The organism is Paraburkholderia sp. BR14320 (genome assembly GCF_040948665.1).
GTDB lineage: Bacteria > Pseudomonadota > Gammaproteobacteria > Burkholderiales > Burkholderiaceae > Paraburkholderia > Paraburkholderia youngii.
The window spans coordinates 42,073-56,576 of sequence record NZ_JBFPKG010000047.1 but is presented as its reverse complement, the minus strand read 5'-3'; the positions used below and the strand labels follow the sequence as shown (position 1 = coordinate 56,576).

At 67.7% G+C, this 14,504-nt stretch carries 14 protein-coding genes and 1 pseudogene; 9 read left to right on the top strand and 6 right to left on the bottom strand.

The window, feature by feature from the left end:
- Window positions 1-1,610 (bottom strand): annotated as a pseudogene (locus AB3X89_RS31030) (translocation and assembly module protein TamB); the annotation flags it as partial.
- A 44-nt stretch (window positions 1,611-1,654) separates the two neighbouring features.
- Window positions 1,655-3,502, bottom strand: a complete 1,848-nt coding sequence (locus AB3X89_RS31025; RefSeq protein WP_368586682.1) for an autotransporter assembly complex family protein — start codon at window positions 3,500-3,502, stop codon at window positions 1,655-1,657.
- Between the two features lie 267 nt (window positions 3,503-3,769).
- Between AB3X89_RS31025 and AB3X89_RS31020 the strand changes: the two genes are divergently transcribed.
- The 4 genes from AB3X89_RS31020 (at window position 3,770) to panD (ending at window position 6,439) form a co-directional block, all read left to right on the top strand.
- Window positions 3,770-3,955, top strand: coding sequence for a DUF3460 family protein (locus AB3X89_RS31020; RefSeq protein ID WP_013088716.1), 186 nt, complete (start codon window positions 3,770-3,772; stop codon window positions 3,953-3,955).
- A gap of 20 nt (window positions 3,956-3,975) precedes the next feature.
- A complete protein-coding gene (locus AB3X89_RS31015) occupies window positions 3,976-4,899 on the top strand; it encodes a ScpA family protein (protein WP_368586681.1) in 924 nt (307 codons plus the stop codon).
- Window positions 4,900-5,158: 259 nt separating this feature from the next.
- Window positions 5,159-5,992, top strand: a complete 834-nt coding sequence (gene panC, locus AB3X89_RS31010) for a pantoate--beta-alanine ligase (RefSeq protein WP_013088714.1) — start codon at window positions 5,159-5,161, stop codon at window positions 5,990-5,992.
- Between the two features lie 60 nt (window positions 5,993-6,052).
- Window positions 6,053-6,439, top strand: a complete 387-nt coding sequence (gene panD / locus AB3X89_RS31005; RefSeq protein ID WP_018431692.1) for an aspartate 1-decarboxylase — start codon at window positions 6,053-6,055, stop codon at window positions 6,437-6,439.
- Between the two features lie 44 nt (window positions 6,440-6,483).
- Here panD and AB3X89_RS31000 read toward each other — a convergent pair whose 3' ends face one another.
- Entirely contained in the window at window positions 6,484-7,122 is a 639-nt protein-coding gene (locus AB3X89_RS31000; protein ID WP_368586680.1) for a ParA family protein, read from the bottom strand.
- 245 nt (window positions 7,123-7,367) lie between these two features.
- Here AB3X89_RS31000 and AB3X89_RS30995 point away from each other — a divergent pair, with 245 nt between their 5' ends.
- Window positions 7,368-7,787: a PaaI family thioesterase gene (locus AB3X89_RS30995; RefSeq protein ID WP_368586679.1), complete on the top strand. Its 420-nt coding sequence runs from the start codon at window positions 7,368-7,370 to the stop codon at window positions 7,785-7,787.
- A gap of 56 nt (window positions 7,788-7,843) precedes the next feature.
- Here the strand turns inward: AB3X89_RS30995 and AB3X89_RS30990 are convergent, their stop codons facing one another.
- The gene (locus tag AB3X89_RS30990) at window positions 7,844-9,370 is read right to left on the bottom strand and encodes a cobyric acid synthase (protein ID WP_368586678.1); all 1,527 of its coding nucleotides are present in this window, start codon (window positions 9,368-9,370) and stop codon (window positions 7,844-7,846) included.
- A gap of 89 nt (window positions 9,371-9,459) precedes the next feature.
- On the opposite strand from AB3X89_RS30990, the gene cobU reads away from it, so the two are divergent.
- Genes cobU through AB3X89_RS30970 form a run of 4 tightly spaced genes read left to right on the top strand, consistent with a single transcriptional unit; the run spans window position 9,460 to window position 13,070 of the window.
- The gene (cobU, locus tag AB3X89_RS30985; protein WP_368586677.1) at window positions 9,460-10,014 is read left to right on the top strand and encodes a bifunctional adenosylcobinamide kinase/adenosylcobinamide-phosphate guanylyltransferase; all 555 of its coding nucleotides are present in this window, start codon (window positions 9,460-9,462) and stop codon (window positions 10,012-10,014) included.
- Window positions 10,014-10,955: an adenosylcobinamide-phosphate synthase CbiB gene (gene cbiB, locus AB3X89_RS30980; RefSeq protein ID WP_368586684.1), complete on the top strand. Its 942-nt coding sequence runs from the start codon at window positions 10,014-10,016 to the stop codon at window positions 10,953-10,955. Before cobU ends, cbiB begins: the two co-directional genes overlap by 1 nt.
- Before the next feature lie 33 nt (window positions 10,956-10,988).
- A complete protein-coding gene (gene cobD, locus AB3X89_RS30975) occupies window positions 10,989-12,065 on the top strand; it encodes a threonine-phosphate decarboxylase CobD (protein ID WP_368586676.1) in 1,077 nt (358 codons plus the stop codon).
- A gap of 54 nt (window positions 12,066-12,119) precedes the next feature.
- Entirely contained in the window at window positions 12,120-13,070 is a 951-nt protein-coding gene (locus tag AB3X89_RS30970; RefSeq protein WP_368586675.1) for a cobalamin-binding protein, read from the top strand.
- Between the two features lie 53 nt (window positions 13,071-13,123).
- Here the strand turns inward: AB3X89_RS30970 and cobC are convergent, their stop codons facing one another.
- Both cobC and AB3X89_RS30960 read right to left on the bottom strand, forming a co-directional pair.
- Window positions 13,124-13,714, bottom strand: a complete 591-nt coding sequence (gene cobC, locus AB3X89_RS30965) for an alpha-ribazole phosphatase (protein WP_176121149.1) — start codon at window positions 13,712-13,714, stop codon at window positions 13,124-13,126.
- On the bottom strand, window positions 13,699-14,475 hold the full coding sequence (locus tag AB3X89_RS30960) for an adenosylcobinamide-GDP ribazoletransferase (RefSeq protein WP_368586674.1): 777 nt from the start codon (window positions 14,473-14,475) through the stop codon (window positions 13,699-13,701). The genes cobC and AB3X89_RS30960 overlap by 16 nt, the downstream gene beginning before the upstream one ends.
- Window positions 14,476-14,504: the final 29 nt, after the last annotated feature.

Below are 14,504 nucleotides of genomic sequence, written 5' to 3'. Positions count from 1 at the left end.
GGGGCGGCGTAACTCGTTTCCGGCGTGCGCGCCGGCATCTGCGAGGTCAGCGACAGCGGATCGAAATCGGTCAGTTGCGCCTTCAGGTTGTAGGTCGAATTCGCATCGTGTTTCAGCGCGCCCGATAGATCGATGCGGCCGCGGCCCGACGTGACGCGCACGTCGTTGAAGCTGATGCGCGCCGGATCGAACGTGATCTTGCCCTGTGCGCGCAGCGCGGCGGCGGGGTCGGCGAGGTCGAGCGTGAGGCTCTGGATGTCGTCGTTCAGGCGGATGCCGATCGGGCCGGACAGTTGCGTCGGCCGCACGGTCGCCTGCAGCGCGTTCAGGTCGAGCCGCGCGACGTTCAGATCGAGCTGGCCGTGCCGGCCGCTCAGCGTGCCGCCGCCGGTGAGCGTCGCGTTGCGCACGAGCCGCACGTTCAGGTTCGAGATGCTCTGCGTGCGGGCGTCGAGCCGCACGTCGGCGTTCGCGTCGATCAGCGGCAGCAGTTTCTGGTCGATTGCGCCGGGTTTCGCGTTGACGATCGAGATGTGGCCCGCGACGGCGAAACCCGCCGCCGGATCGGCCGGCGCGTGGTGGCCGCCGAAGAGGTGGTGCGGATGGCTGGCGGCCGACGGTTCGGCCGCGCTGGCCATGCTAGCCGCGCTGGCAGCGCCCGCCGCGCCGGACTCCACCGGCGCACCGGGCGCGAAAGCCTGCGGATTCACATGATCGAAGCTCAGCGTCGCGCGCTGCAACGGCACCGCGGCAAACGGCGCCGCCTCGACCCGCGCGTGGCCGGCGAGCTTCATGCCACTCGCATCGAGCTCGGCGACCAGTTGCTCGAGCGTGCCGCTCAGGTGACCGGCCACCTGCACCGCTTCATCGTTGACCTTGCCGGCATAACCGACTTCGCCGGTGAGCGGAAACGGCTGCACGCCATCGAGTTTCGCCGCGGCCGTCAGCGCCCCGAACGGCGTCTCGAGCGCATCGATCGCGGCCTCGTGATGACGCCCGTCGCTGCGTCCATGAAACGCGAAGCTAGAGAGCTCCGTCGTCGACGCGCCCTGGTGCAGCAGCAGCCACTCGACCCGCACGTCGCGGATCTCCAGCTGCATCGGCAATTGCAGATCCTGCGGCAGTTTCATCGGCTCGTTGCTGCTCGGCGACGATGGGCCCATGCGCGCCTCGATCGTGCCGACGTGCAGGTAATCGATCGTGAACCGCCACGGCTCGCGCGCGAGCGCCCAGCTGCCCGCGACGCGGTCGATCTGGATGTCGGTGCCGTTGCCGTCGAGGCTGCGCCAGCGCACGTCGCGCAGTTGCACGCCGTGCGCGAGCGTGCCGCCGTCGAGCGTGCCGGCGAGCCGGCCGCCCAGCAGCTTCACGGCCGCGTGCCATGCGTACGCGGTGCCGCGCTCGGTCGTCAGCGCGCCGTACAGCAGGCCGACCGCGAGTACGGCCAGCAGCGCCAGCATGATCACCGTGCCCGCGATCGCCTTCAGCAGCAGCCGGCCCCAGCGCCGTTTCGGCGGCGGCGTGTCGGGCGGCTGCTGCCCGTCCGGCGGTCCTGGCGGCGTGGCGCCGGGCGGCTGCGCGGGGGGCGGGTCGGTGACGTCGGTGGTCATGCGTGAATACGGTGGCAAATAAGGTGGCGGGTTGTCGTCAAACGTCAGAACGCGATGCCGAGCGTGATGTACGGCCGCACCCTGTTGTCGCGAATCCCGTAGGCGACATCGAGATTGACCGGGCCGACCGGGCTGCGCCAGCGCGCGCCGACGCCGGCGCCAGGATAGAAGATTTTCTCGCCCCAGGTGTCGGTCGCGGTGCCGATGTCGAAGAACACGGCCGCGCCCCAGTTGTGCGAGAACCAGTGCTGGTATTCGGCCGCGCTCGTCACCAGGTATTTGGTCGGCAGGACCGAGCCGGCGACGTTGTTGCCGATGCTCTGGAAGCCGTAGCCGCGCACCGAGTTCGAACCGCCCGCGCGGAACAGCAGCGACGCCGGAACGCCGCTCGAGCTGCCGCTGGTGAATACGCCGCCGAGCTCGGCGCGGATCAGCACGATGTCGTTGTCGCCGATCGGGAAGTACTGCTGGCCGCGCGCGTAGCCGCGGATGAACGACTGGTCGGCGAGCACTCCCTTGACCGCGAAGCCCGCCTCGACGTGGATCAGGTTGCCACGGCGCGGGAACAGCGGGTCATCGGTGTCGCGCCGGGTCCAAGACCACCCCGGCACCAGCGCGTGCGCGCGGGTCGGCGGCGCGGCGTTCTGGTTCAGCTGATCGTTGTAGAACAGCAGCGAATAGCTGTAATCGAGGAACTGCGACGTGCGCGAGCGCTGCACGCCGCCGCGGATGCTGTAGATGCGCGTGTCGGAGACGTCGGTGGTCGTGTACGACGCGAGCACGCTGTTGGTCCAGCCGCGTTGGCCGGGCGGCATCGATAGCTGGACCTGGCCGTATTGCTGCGTCTGGTCGGCGCGGCCCTCGACCGTGAACGGCCACGCCGCGCCGAACGTGTTCAGATACGTGTAGCCGCCCTGCACGAGCGGACCGTTGTCGGTCGAATAGCCGACCCCGCCGCGGAAGCTGTGATACGGAAACTCCGACACCTTCACGTGCACCGGCGTGTCGAGCGGCTTGCTGGGGTCGTTGTCGAGGTCGATCGCCACGCTCGCAAAGTACGGCGTGTTCTGCAGTTGCCGCTGCAGTTCGGCGACGGTGCGCGTGTCGTAGATGTCGCCCGGCGAGATCGGATTGACGTTATGGACGATGCGTTCCGGATAGCGCTTCGTGCCCTGCACGTCGAGTTGGCCCATCGTGAAGGTCGGCCCGCTGTCGTAGATCACCGACAGCTTCGCGGTGTGCGTGCGCGGATCGATCAGCGCCTCCGAGTGGTAGATCTTCGCGGCGAGGTAGCGGCGCGATTGCAGCTCGCGCAGCGACGCGTTCTTCGCGTCGTCCCAGTCGCTTTGCGAGAACGGCTGGCCCTCGTGCAGCGAGAACGCGAAGCGCGTCGCGTTTTCGCGCGACGGGTCTTCGGTCAGCACCGCGCCGCGAAACGACAGATCGACCGACGTGACTTTGGTCTGCGGGCCCGGCTCGACGCGCACGGTGACCTGGCGGATGTTGTCGACGGTGCGCACGTCGGTGCTGACGAGCGGTGAGAAATAGCCCTGCGTCGCGGCGAGATCGCGCGCCTGCTGTGGCGTCGCGGTGATCAGGAACGAGAACTGGTCGTCGCTGACGTCGGGGCGCTTCGCGAAACGCGAGATATCGAGGTGCTGTTGGAGCAGCCGGCGCAGCGCGCGCGGCTCGGCGACCACCTCGACTTTATAGCTGGGCGCCTTGCTCGCCGCGTAGGCCTCGCCTCCGGCGAGCAGCAACATCAGGAGGCCGAAGGCGAACGACACGCGCAGCCAGCACCGCGCGAGCGCCTCGCGCTCGCGCGCGGGCCCTCGCGTCTGGCCGGTCTCGCCGCGCCACACACGCGGCTTGTCGATCGTACCTCCCGCCAAACAGGACCTCCGGCCTCAATGAGTGAATTCTTGCGCCCCGGCCGCGCCGCGCGATCGAGGCATGCTATTTGACCACAATGCGACCCCAATCGGCCCGTATCGTGCTCCAGGCGGCACCCCGCGCTTCATCTCAAAAATAGACGGCTTGCGGCGATTTTCGACCGCGCGCGGCGCATGCGGTAAAATCGCGGATGACGGCGCCCTCCTAGCGGCACCGCGCAGCGGCCAGCGGAGAGCCGCCACCTTACCCACCACGGACGTCGAGCCATGTATCAATCGGACATCACCCAGTTCCTGAACCAGCTCAAGCAACAGAAGCCCAATCTCGAGGCCGAGCAACGCAAAGGCCGCGCACTGCTGTGGGACAAACAGCCGATCGATCTGGAAGAGCGCGCCGAGCAGAAAGCTTCGCGCGTGCAGCAGACGCCTTACTCGTACTACCAGAACTTCTAAGCGCCCCAGTCACGCCGACGATGAGTCACGCTGACGAGGTGCATGGTCCGCTTCACGGCCCAGTTCACGAACCGGTCCACGGCCCGGTTCATGGCCCAGCGCCGGCACCGTCCGCCACCGCGCTTTCCACGCCCGCGACCGATTCGACGCCCGATACGGTCGACGGCGTCGCTTTCGCGCGTCTGTACGGCGAGCCGCTGTTCAAGCTGCCGAACGACCTGTACATCCCGCCGGACGCGCTCGAAGTGTTCCTCGAAACCTTCGAGGGGCCGCTCGACCTGCTGCTGTACCTGATCCGCAAGCAGAACTTCAACGTGCTCGACATCCCGATGGCGGACGTCACCGAGCAATATCTCGGCTACGTCGAGCAACTGCGCAAGACCAATCTCGAACTCGCGTCCGAGTATCTGCTGATGGCCGCGATGCTGATCGAGATCAAGTCGCGCATGCTGCTGCCGGTCAAGAAGGCCGACACCGGCGAAGAAGCCGAAGACCCACGCGCCGAACTGGTGCGCCGCCTGCTCGAATACGAGCAGATCAAGCTCGCCGCGCAACGCATCGATCAATTGCCGCAGCTCGGGCGCGACTTTCTGCGCGCCGAGGTCTACATCGAGCAGAGCGTCACGCCGCGGTTCCCGGACGTGAACAGCGACGACCTGCGCGCCGCGTGGGCCGACGTGATCAAGCGCGCGAAGCTGGTCCAGCATCACAAGATTTCGCGCGAGGAACTGTCGGTGCGCGAGCACATGAGCCTGATACTGCGGCAGTTGCAGAACGCGCGCTTCATCGAGTTTTCCGATCTGTTCGACACGAGCCGCGGTGTGCCGGTGGTCGTGGTGAACTTCATCGCCGTGCTCGAGCTGTGTCGTGAATCGCTCGTCGAAATCACCCAGGCGGAGCCGTTCGCGCCGATTTACGTGCGACTGGCGTATCTGCCGGCCTGATTGCGAAATAGCGGCCGGACCGCGGGAAAATCGTTAGGAACCGTCGCAGCGAAGCCTGGCGGGCCTCCGCGGGAACCGCGCGGCAAGCTCGCGGCGCGCCGCTCCGAGGAGCCGCCGCGATTCGGTGCGCCCGCTGCCCAAATCCACTACAATCCGCGCTCCGAACCCGTCATTTGCCGGCGAGGCGATGACCCGCGCGATTCCGCCAGGTGTCGCGCCAACCGGATCGCGCGCCGCGCGAGCCTTTCCCTGTCCGATCATGAAAGTCATCAGCTCGATCCATGAATTGCGCGACCAGTTGCGCGGCCAGAATCGCACGGCCTTTGTGCCGACGATGGGCAACCTGCACGAGGGCCATCTGTCGCTGATGCGCCTCGCGCGCCAGCATGGCGACCCGGTCGTGGCGAGCATTTTCGTCAATCGCCTGCAGTTCGGCCCGAACGAGGATTTCGACAAATATCCGCGCACGCTCGAAGCCGACATCGAGAAGCTGCAGAAGGAAGGCGTCTACGTGTTGTTCGCGCCGACCGAAAAGGACATGTATCCGGAGCCGCAGGAGTATCGCGTCCATCCGCCGCACGATCTCGGCGACATCCTCGAGGGTGAATTCCGCCCCGGCTTCTTCCACGGCGTCTGCACCGTGGTGATGAAGCTGATGTCGTGCGTGCAGCCGCGCGTCGCGGTGTTCGGCAAGAAGGATTATCAGCAGCTGATGATCGTGCGCCAGATGTGCCACCAATTCGCGCTGCCGACCGACATCGTCGCCGCCGAAACCGTGCGCGACACCGACGGCCTCGCGCTCAGCTCGCGCAACCGCTACCTTTCGGCCGCCGAGCGCGCCGAGGCGCCGATGCTGGCCGCCGAACTCAATCGCGTGCGCGACGCAGTGCTCGCGGGCGAGCGCGACTTCGCGAAGCTCGAGGAGTCGGCCAAAGCGACGCTCGCGGCGCGCGGCTGGAATCCCGATTACATCGCGATCCGCAAGCGCTCGAACCTGATCGCGCCCGGCGCGCAGGACGCCAACGCACCGCTCGTCGTGCTGGCCGCCGCGAAGCTCGGCGCGACCCGGCTCATCGACAACCTCGAAATCTGACGCCGTCACCCGCGGCGCGAACCTGATTACACTGCGCAGTCACACAGGATTGGATTGATCATGCAACGCAATATGCTGAAGTCGAAGATTCACCGCGTCGCGGTCACGCACTGCGAGCTGCACTACGAGGGCTCGTGCGCGATCGACGAAGACCTGCTCGAAGCAGCGAACATCGTCGAAAACGAACGGATCGACATCTGGAACATCAACAACGGCGAGCGCTTCTCGACCTACGCGATCAAGGGTGAGCGCGGCAGCGGGATGATTTCGCTGAACGGCTCGGCCGCGCGTCGCGCGCAGCTCGGCGATCTGGTCATCATCGCGGCGTTCGCGGTGGTCGACGAGGCGGAGCTGAAGGCGGGCTGGAAGCCGGACTTGGTGTTCGTCGATGAAAACAACAAAATCAAGGGCAGCCGCGACCATGTGCCCACCCAGGCCTGGAGCTGAGCGCAGCTCGTGATGCGCGACTGAGGGCGGGCAGCCCCCCGCCCTCAGCCCTTCTTCCCCGTGCCGTTCGTCCACTCGACGATCGGCTGCCACTGCTCCAGATCCTTCTCCACGCGGCTTTTCGCGACGTCCCACAGCGTCAGGCCGTGCGCCGCGAGCTGCACGTAGTTCTGCGTGTCGCGCAGAAAGCCGAGCACCGGCAGCTTCAATCCCTCGACGAAACGATGCAGCTGCTCGGCCGAGCGCGTGCGTGCATCGACGCGCATGCCGACCACGCCGATCTCGATCGCGCCCTTCCTGACCGCCTTTTCCTTCGCGAGCCGCTCGAGAAATTCCTGGGTCGCGAGAATATCGAACATCGACGGCTGGAGCGGCACGATCACCTTGTCGGCGAGATCGAGCGCGATGTTCATGCGATTGCCATGCAGGCCGGCCGGCGTGTCGACGACCGCGTGCTCGAGGCCTTTCGGCGGCTTGGCCGGCGTGTCGGGATTGACCTCCCAGGTTTCGATGGCCGGCAGCGTGGAGGGCCGCAATTCGAGCCACGCATGCGCGGAGTGCTGCTTGTCGAGGTCGGCCAGCGCGACCCATTCGCCCTCCGCGGCGAAATAGCCGGCCAGATTGGTCGATAGCGTGCTCTTGCCCACGCCGCCCTTCGGATTCGCCACCACGATCACCGACATGAAATCTCCCGGAAAGAAGGCTGGACCGCTGCCAGCCGGTTTGCCGCGCTATTGCTCCGTACCCGCCGATCCGCTGTGACCGGCGCCGGCGGGCTCCATGATCGCTGCCGTTCGAAGATCGGTCTCCAGGTACGCCCACCGGTTCAGCCGTTGATAATATCGACAAATCCCGCGCGGCCGAAACCCCCGCATCGCGAATCAGCCGCCGCAAACCGCCGTTTTTATCGACAAGGACCTGAAATCTCATGAGCAAACTGCGCCCGGAATACACCGTCGAACGCCTGCAGCAGCGCCAGAAGGGCACGCTGCCGGACCTGCTGGGCCTACGCGTGCTGACCGTGGACCAGGGCACGCTGATCGCCGAACTGACCGTGCGCGACGAGCTGCTCGCGCCGAACGGCTTCCTGCACGCGGCCACCGTGATCGGCCTCGCCGACACCGCCTGCGGCTACGCGTGCATCGCGCATCTGCCCGAAAATTCGCGCAATTTCACGACGGTCGAGCTGAAGAGCAACTTTCTCGGCACCGCCACGCAGGGCACGATCCGCGCGGTCGCGAAGAGTGTGCACCTTGGGCGCAGCACGCAGGTCTGGGACGCGACGGTCACTGGTCCCGATGGTAAGACCATCGCACTGTTTCGTTGCACGCAGATGGTGTTGTACTAGGCGCCCCGCCCGCGCAGCAATGCCTTTCGATCCGATCGAAAGGCCAGCGCAAAGCGTCACCGCAGCGCCGCGAACAGCCCGCGCATATCGACGTGCTCGGCGAGCGTATCGGCCAGCCGCTCCAGCGACGCCTCGCGCAACGCCGGATAGTCCCCCGTTTCGGCATCGCTCAACCCCGCCCACGCGAGCAGCGCCGCGCACGCGGCCGGCGTGTCGAACAGGCCATGCACGTAGGTCGTGAGAATCTGGCCGTCGGCGGACAACGCGCCATCGGGACGGCCGAAGTCCGCGCCGCCCTCGCGCGGACCAGCACGGTCGAGCCGCAGCGCCGGCGCGTCCAATGCCGGTCCGCGCGTTTCGCCCATGTGAATCTCGTAGCCGGCGACATCCGGTGCGCCGGGCAGCGCGAGGCGCCCAGTCACGTTCTTCAGCGTCTTGTCGCGCGTGAGCACCGTCGCGTAGTCGAGCCAGCCGAAGCCTGCGAAGGTGCCGGGTGCGCCCTCGACGCCGTGCGGATCGGCGATCTCGCGGCCCAGCATCTGCATGCCGCCGCAAATGCCGATCACGCGGCCGCCATAGCGCAGATGCCGCGCGAGCACGTCGCCCCAGCCCTGCGCGCGCAGAAACGCGAGGTCGTCCGGCACGTTCTTCGAGCCCGGCAGGATGATCAGATCGGCGGCCGGCGGCGGCGTGCCCGCGCGCACATAGTGAAAATCGACCTGCGGATGCGCGCGCAACGCGTCGAAGTCGGTGTGGTTGCTGATGTGCGGCAGCACCGGCACGACCACGCGCAGCAGGCGGCGCGCTTCCCCGCTAGCCGCCGCGCGCAGCTCGGGCGGCAGCATGTCCTCGGCGTCGAGCGTCAGGCCGTGCAGATACGGCACGACCCCGAGCACCGGCTTGCCGGTCTTCGCTTCCAGCCAGTCGAGCCCGGGCTTGAGCAGACCGATGTCGCCGCGAAAGCGGTTGATGATGAAGCCGCGCACGCGCGCCTGCTCGCTGTCGGACAGACACGCGAGCGTGCCGGTCAGGTGCGCGAACACGCCGCCGCGATCGATGTCGGCGACCAGCACGACCGGACAATCGACCGCCTCCGCGAAACCCATGTTCGCGATGTCGCGCTCGCGCAGATTGATCTCGGCCGGACTGCCCGCGCCTTCGACGAAAATCGTGTCATACGACGCGCGCAGCCGCGCATACGACTCCAGCACCGCCTCGAACGCGACCGGCTTGTAGTCGTGATACGCGCGCGCGTCGAGATTGATGCGCGCCTTGCCGTGGATGATCACCTGCGCACCGCGATCGCTGGTCGGCTTCAACAGCACCGGGTTCAGATCGGTATGCGCGTCGATGCCCGCGGCAAGCGCCTGCAATGCCTGCGCGCGGCCGATCTCGCCGCCGTCGACGGTCACCGCGCTGTTCAGCGCCATGTTCTGCGGCTTGAACGGCGCGACCCGCGCGCCCGCGCGCCGCGCGAGGCGGCACAGTCCCGCGACCAGCGTGCTCTTGCCCGCATCGGACGTGGTGCCCTGGATCATCAGCGTGCCGCGCGGCACAGGCAGGGTGTCGGGGGAAATGGGCATTCGGGTCACGGCGGTGCAGGTGGAGGGTGGACAGTGGCGTTGTAATGGAATCGAGCGGCATTATCCCATCGCGCCGGTACAATCATAGGATGACTCCCCGCGACCTCACCTTCGTCCTCGGTGGCGCCCGCTCGGGCAAGAGCGCGCATGCCGAGCGGCTCGCCAGCGACAGCGCCCTCCCCGTCACCTACATCGCCACCGCCCGCGTCACCGACGACGCCGAATTCAACGCGCGCATCGCGCATCATCGCGAGCGGCGGCCCGCGCATTGGGGGCTCGTCGAAGCGGACGACGATCTCGCGGGCGCGCTAGCGCAACACGACGCGCCGGGCCAGTGTCTGCTGATCGACTGCCTGACGCTGTGGCTCGCCAACCTGCTGTGTCCCGCCGACGGCGCCGCACCGCCGCTGTCGCACTACTACGAGCAGGCCACCGCGTTCGAAGCCGCGCTCGCCGGCGCGCGCGGCAAGATCATCATCGTCAGCAACGAGATCGGGCTCGGCGTCGTGCCGCTCGGCGAAGCCACCCGCCTTTACGTCGACGAACTCGGCCGCCTCAATCAGCGCATCGCCGCATTGAGCAGCGTGGCCACGTTGATGGTGGCGGGACTGCCGCTCGCGCTGAAAAGCGCGAGCCACGCGTGATGCCGCCGCTGACGATGCCGCTGGTCGCGACACTCGCGGTCGCGGGCATCGCCGTCGATCGGTGGTTCGGCGAGCCGAGCCGCCGGCATCCGCTGGTCGGCTTCGGCAACTGGGCCACGCGCATCGAGGCGCGTTTCAATCACGACCGGCGTCTGCGGCTCAAGGGGCTGCTCGCATGGGCGCTCGCGGTGCTGCCGCCGGTGTTGACCGCGTGGTGGCTGGTCGCCGTGCTGCCGTTGTTCGCGGCCTGCGCGCTGCATGTCGCGCTGCTGTGGTTCGCGCTCGGCGCGCGCAGCCTGCGCGATCACATCGCACCGATCTCGAGGGCGCTGGGCCAACACGATCTCGCCACCGCACGTGAGCTGACCGCGCGGATCGTGTCGCGCGACACCAGTCAGTCCGACGAAGCCGCGCTCGCGCGCGCCGCGGTCGAATCGGCGCTCGAAAACGGCAACGACGCGATCTTCGGCGCGCTGTTCTGGTTCGCGCTCGCGGGCGGGCCTGGCGCGCTCGGCTTTCGCCTCGCCAATACGCTCGACGCGATGTGGGGTTATCGCACGCCGCGCTATCTGCGCTTCGGCTGGGCCGCCGCGCGCATCGACGACGTGCTGAACTGGATTCCCGCACGGCTGACCGCCACCAGCTACGCGCTGCTCGGCGACACACTGACCGCATGGCGCTGCTGGCGCGAGCAGGCGCCGCGCTGGGACAGCCCGAACGCAGGACCGGTGATGGCGTCCGGCGCCGGCAGCCTGAACGTGCTGATCGGCGGGCCGGCCGTGTATCACGGCACGCTCGAGCATCGGCCGACGCTGGGCTTCGGGCATCGCGCCGAGGCGCGTCATGTGGGCGCCGCGTTGATGCTGGTCGAACGCACGGTGATTCTGTGGCTGGCCGTGCTGATCGTGCTGGCCTTGTTGAGCGTGCCGTTTCATGGCTGAGCGAAACGACACGCGTAGCGATGGGACGAGCGCATGACCGACCGGATGCACGCGCGCGAGCAAGCCGCAAGCGACACGATCGCACACGGCGGCAACCTGCACGAAGCGGCGACGCGCTACGGCATTCCGTACGCACATTGGCTCGATCTGTCGACCGGCATCAATCCGCACGGCTACCCGGTGCCGCCGCTGCCCGCCGATGCCTGGCGCCGGTTGCCCGATGAAGGCGACGGCTTCGCCGAGCGGGCCGCGCGCTACTACGGCGCACCCGATGCCGCGCACGTGCTGCCGGTGGCCGGCAGCCAGGCGGGGATTCGCGCGCTGCCCGCGCTGCTGCCGCGCGCCACGGTCGGCATCGCGCCGCTGACCTACGGCGAGTACGCGCCGGCGTTCGCGCGCGCCGGACACGAGGTCGCGCCGCTCGACGTGCAGCTCGACACGCTGCCCGCCGCGCTCACGCATGTCGTGATCGTCAATCCCAACAATCCGACGGCTACCCATATCGATGCCGCGAGGCTGCTGCACTGGCACGCGCAGCTGCGCGAACGCGGCGGCACGCTGCTGGTCGACGAAGCATTCGCCGATACGCTGCCGGCCGCGCGCGTCGCGTCGCTGGCGGCGCATACGGGGCGAGACGGGCTCGTCGTATTACGCTCGCCCGGCAAGTTCTTCGGGCTCGCGGGGGTGCGCGCCGGCTTCGTGCTGGGTGCGCCGGCCTTGCTCGCCGCGTTGCGCGACAGTTTGGGCGCGTGGACGGTCAGCGGTCCCGCACGTCATGCGGTGAGCGCCGCGTTCGCCGATGCCGTATGGCAAACGCGGATGCGTGAGCGGCTGACCACCGAAAGCGCGCGGCTTGCCGGGCTGTTGCATGCGCACGGTTTCGCGACACGCGGGACCCCGCTTTTCGCATGGACCGACGATGCGCGCGCCGCCGCATTGCACGAAGCGCTCGCGCGGCGCGGCGTGTGGACGCGTCTTTTTCCGCCATCTCCGCGGATGCCATCGGCCAGCGTACGCTTCGGGCTGCCGGGCGATGAAACCGAATGGACCCGCTTCGAACAACAGCTGCAACAGGCGATTGATTCGATCGATACCGCGCGCTCGGGTTAGCGCACCGTCCTTCGCACCCCAGCCGTTCAACGCTTCGTGATCCGCCCTCGCCCGATGACCCGCTTCACTCGCTCCACCCGCCTTGCCGCGCCCGCGCGCCGATCGATCCAGTGGTTCAGCGCCGCGGCGCTCGCTTTATCTGCGCTGAGCGCGCACGCCGCGATCACCGTCACCGACGACAGCGGCGCGACCGTCACGCTCGCCGCGACCGCGCAACGCGTGATCAGCCTCGCCCCGCACGTGACCGAATTGCTGTACGCCGCGGGCGGCGGGCCGAAGATGGTCGGCGCGGTGTCGTACAGCGACTATCCGCCCGAAGCGAAGCAACTGCCGCGCGTCGGCGACAACAAGGCGCTCGACCTCGAACGCATCGTCGCGCTGAAACCAGATCTGATCGTCGTTTGGCGGCATGGCAATGCGCAGCGCCAGCTCGAGCGCTTGCGCGAGCTGCACGTGCCGCTCTTTTTCAGCGAGCCGCGCCGTCTCGACGATATCGCCGTGTCGCTGACGAAGCTCGGCCGGCTGCTCGGCACCTCGGCGAGCGCGGACGCGGCGGCGGCCGCCTATCGCGACGACATCGCCCGTCTGCGCGCGCGGTATGCGAACCGCCCAGTAGTCAGCGTGTTCTATCAGGTATGGGACCGGCCGCTGATGACGCTAAACGGCGAGCACATGATCAGCGACGTGATCACGCTATGCGGCGGCCGCAACGTGTTCGCGGATCTGCAGCCGCTCGTGCCGACCGTATCGACCGAAGCGGTGCTCGCGGCGAATCCGCAGGCGATCGTCACGGCCGCGCCCGGCGCGACGCAGCCCGACACGACGCTGCCGCAACTCGACACATGGCGCGCGTGGCCGCGTCTCGCGGCCGTCGCGAACAACAACCTGTTTGCGATCGACGGCGATCTGATCAATCGCCCCGCGCCGCGCATCGCGCAAGGCGCACGGCAACTGTGCGAGGACCTTGAACTGGCGCGCTCGCGCACAAACAAAACCGAGCGATGACGCGCCGCGGGACGCGCAAAAAATACGCTCAGTTCTCCGGATGAGCACGCGGGTCACGCATTCCATCGCACCAGCGACCACTGCAGCGTCTCGTCGTTACGCCGCAACCAGACGATCCCCGCCATATCGAGCGACCACTGCAGGCAACGTGCGAGCGGCACCTCCAGCACCCACGACGCGATCGCGCGCATCACGCCCGCGTGCGTGACCACGTACGCGGGCGACAGCTCGCGCGTCAGCGCGAACGCATCGAACCACGCTCGCACACGAGCGACGAATTGCGCGACGCTCTCGCCGCCATGCGCGCGCGCATGTTCGAAATTGGCGGCCCAGTCGTCGAGCTGGGCGCGATCGATCGTATCCCAGCGCTGCGCTTCCCATTCGCCGAAATCCATCTCCTTCAGACGCTCGTCGTGGCTGACCACGCAGCCGAAGTCGTTGGCGATCTCGTTCGCGAGCGCGGCGCAGCGCGTGAGCGGACTCGTGATCAGCACGCGCGGCGCCGGCACCTGCAAGCTCGCGAGCTTCACCGCCAACGCGTTGGACGTGACCTCGGCGCTTTCCGCCAACGCGACATCACTATGGCCATAACAAACCCCCGCCTCGAGCGCGACAGCGGGATGTCGAATCAGGACGATATCCATGCAAGCCCCACCAGATAGATGCTCAATTCGAAGATCTGCTGCGCGAAGCCGAGACAGTCGCCGGTATAGCCGCCGATGCGTCTGACGAAATAACGGGCCATCGCGAAGCGCAGCGCCAACAGCACGACACACGTGAGCGCGGCGAAACGCCAGTCGGGCGCGCCGGGGCCGTTCGGCCACAGCAGCCACGGCAGCCCGAACAGCGCGGCGCACAGCAGGGCTGGCCCGCTCAGACGCTGCGCGACCGGCTTGGCTTTGCCCGCGGTGCGCACATAGTCGAGCGTGGCCAGATAACTGATCGCGCACGCGCGGCTCGCGCCATGCGCCGCAACCATCAGACTTGCGGCGGAAAGCGGCGGCAACGCGGCGAGCGTTTGCCACTTGATCGCCAACGCGATCACGAGCGCGATGGCACCGAAAGCACCGATGCGCGAGTCGTGCATGATGCGCAACGCATCGTCGCGCGTATAGGCGCCACCGAACGCATCGACGCAATCGGCCAGACCGTCCTCGTGGAACGCGCCCGTCACGAGCAGCGATGCGGCCATCGACAGCAGCACCGCGACGCCCCCCGGAAACACGCGCAGCGCGGCCAGGTAGACGAGCGCGCTGAAGCCGCCGACCAGCACGCCGACGAGTGGAAAATAGCGCGCCGCCGCGTTCAGATAATGCGGCTCGTAGCCGACCCAGCGCGGCACGGGCACGCGCGTGAAGTAACCGAGCGCCGTGAAGAAATAGCGCAATTCCGCGAGCGGGTTCATGGACGTGTCGAGTGCATGTTCACAGCGAT